The organism is Candidatus Atribacteria bacterium (genome assembly GCA_011056645.1).
Taxonomy (GTDB): Bacteria; Atribacterota; Phoenicimicrobiia; order Phoenicimicrobiales; family Phoenicimicrobiaceae; genus Sediminicultor; species Sediminicultor quartus.
In genome coordinates this window covers 1-1,741 of the sequence record DSEL01000104.1, presented here as the reverse complement: position 1 = coordinate 1,741, position 1,741 = coordinate 1, and the positions used below count along the sequence as shown (strand labels likewise).

Sequence of the window (1,741 nt, the reverse complement as noted above, 5' to 3'; positions counted from 1 at the left end):
CATCGATATGGAAATAGGAGGATTGGTGAATACTCCCAATCCCATGATTAATAATAGTGTGGTTTTTGTTCCTTTGGAAATTGCCCAACAGGCTTTGAATGTGGGAAATGGGATTAGTATGATTTCCGTTAAAACTAATAAAGTAAAAGAAGTTACTACCATTATAGATAGTTTTAATCAAATTTTTCAGAAAAAAAACACGAATATTAATGCTTTCTCCTGGGAAGAGTCTGCGAAAACGGTAATAGCTATGAGTGCTGCTGAAAATGCTGAAACAGCTGTTATGTTAGCCATCATTTTAGCCATCGGCATGATAGGCATTATTAATAATGTCATTCTCTCTGCCCTAGAGAGGACATCAGAAATAGGTACGATGAAAGCTTTGGGAATGAGAGAGTGGGAGATTGTTTTTGTCTTTATGGTAGAGGCAACCGGTATCGGAATAATCGGTGGAATAGCCGGTTGTTTATTAGGGATTGCGGGAGTAGGTTGTATGGTTAAATATGGATATGATTTAAGCTATATCGGTGGAGATATGTCTATGTATGGTGTACCGATTTTAGATAAAATTTATGGGGTCTGGAATTTTTCTTCTTTTATTTTCATCTTCTTTTTTGGAATAATTCTTGCTTTATTTTCCAGTATAGTTCCTGCCTATTGGGCAGCACATAAAGACCCGGTAAAAGCAATTTATCATCGTTAGGTGAAAATAATTGAAATAAAGCGTAAAATAATTAAAAAGAATGAAGATAAATTAATTAGACGAGCAATAAAAATCTAAAAAGCATCTTTAATCTATTCGAATTTAATAAAGGAGGACAATTAAATGGCTTTACTCGAACTAAAAAAAGTTAAAAAAATTTATCAACAGGGAAAAATAAAAGTACCTGCTTTGCGAGGAGTGGACTTAATAGTGGAAGAAGGTGAATTTTCTACAATTTTTGGACCTTCCGGTTCAGGGAAAACCACACTTCTCAACATGATAGGTTGCCTGGACACACCTACAGAGGGGGAAATTCGTTTAAACGGAAATAAGGTAAGCGATCTTTCCAGGAAAGCTCTGGCTATGACCAGAAGATTTAATATCGGATTTGTCTTCCAAAGTTACAATTTGATTCCGGTATTAACTGCCTACGAAAATGTAGAGTTTGCTATCCGACTAATTGACCATACTTCAGAATTGAAAATAAAAGAAAGAGTATTAAAAATATTAGAAGAAGTTGGGCTGAAGGGATTGGAAAATCGAAGACCTAACGAGCTTTCAGGCGGAGAGAAGCAGAGAGTAGCTATCGCGCGTGCCTTAGTAAAAGAACCCAAGCTCGTTTTAGCAGATGAACCGACAGCTAATTTAGATTCAAAAAATGCTGCAGATGTGGTTAAAATTATGGTGAAGATGAATAAAGAATTAGGTACTACTTTTATTTTTTCTACCCACGATCCGATGGTCATGGAATATGCTCGTAGATATATTAATCTTAAGGATGGCATGATCTCTGATGATGAAAGGAGGGAGTAAAAGGTGTTTAGTCTTAAACTTGGTCTAAAAAATTTAACCCGTCAGAAAAGGAGAAATGTGATTACAATTTTTGTAATTGCCTTTGCATTTTTTGGTTATCTGTTTATGGATTCCATCATGAACGGCATGGAAGAGATGTCCTTTAGTAATATAAAGAATTTTGAAACCGGAAACATTCAAATTGCCCATCCTCAATATTGGGACGAAAGAGAAGAACTGCCTCTG

3 protein-coding genes are annotated in these 1,741 nt (G+C 35.6%); all 3 read left to right on the top strand.

Going from position 1 to position 1,741, the window contains the following annotated elements:
* The coding region (locus ENO17_04320) for an FtsX-like permease family protein (protein ID HER24258.1) at nucleotides 1-703 on the top strand (703 nt) is incomplete at its 5' end.
* Between the two features lie 123 nt (nucleotides 704-826).
* A complete protein-coding gene (locus tag ENO17_04315; GenBank protein ID HER24257.1) occupies nucleotides 827-1,516 on the top strand; it encodes an ABC transporter ATP-binding protein in 690 nt (229 codons plus the stop codon).
* A gap of 3 nt (nucleotides 1,517-1,519) precedes the next feature.
* On the top strand, nucleotides 1,520-1,741 hold a 222-nt coding region (locus tag ENO17_04310), incomplete at its 3' end, for a hypothetical protein (GenBank protein ID HER24256.1).